The sequence below is a fragment of the Bifidobacterium sp. UMB1197 genome, from assembly GCF_030217745.1.
GTDB lineage: Bacteria > Actinomycetota > Actinomycetes > Actinomycetales > Bifidobacteriaceae > Bifidobacterium > Bifidobacterium vaginale_B.
Window position 1 is genome coordinate 1 of the sequence record NZ_JASOOL010000023.1, and the last position, 633, is coordinate 633.

The 633-nt window shown below is 47.4% G+C and carries 1 pseudogene; it reads right to left on the reverse strand.

The features are described from left to right. Positions 1-627 (reverse strand): annotated as a pseudogene (locus QP420_RS06440) (hypothetical protein); the annotation flags it as partial. Between the last annotated feature and the right edge of the window lie 6 nt (positions 628-633).

The window sequence follows — 633 nt, forward strand, 5'->3', positions numbered from 1 at the left end:
AGTCTTAGGCAACTTCTTGCCATCATTCTTCTTCTTCTCAACTTCAGGCTTGCCTGGCTTACCTGGCTGACCTGGCTGACCAGGAACTGGAACACCTGGAACACCAGGAAGAGTAGTTGGAGCCAATGGATCAGTAATCTGTGGAAGATCAGCAGGAAGCTTCACGCCAGCAGCAATAGCAGCGTTATAATCCTTCTTATACTTCTTCAAAGCAGCATTGTAAACAGCAGAAGCCTTCTCAGCCTCGCGCTTAGCCTTGTTAAACTCAGCATTAGCCTTATTGAAATCAGCCTGAGCAGCATCCAACTCAGCCTGAGCACGCTTCTCAGCATCAACCAAATCGTTGTAAGCAGTTGGGTTAGAAACATCCTCGCCAGCAGCCTTTGCATCAACAACACGCTGATGAGCAGCCTTGAAGTTAGCCGTAGCAGCAGACAAAGCAGCATCAGCAGCAGACAAAGCAGCATACTTCTCGCTGTAAGTCTTCATCTTATCAGCCTTATTAGCAGTAGCTTCATCAAGAGCAACCTTATCGGAAGAAACAAGACCAATAAAACCAGCCTTAGTAGTTGGAGTCACCTCTTCAGGCTGCTTTGGATCAGGAGTTGGAGTATCGGAAGAACCCATAACCTC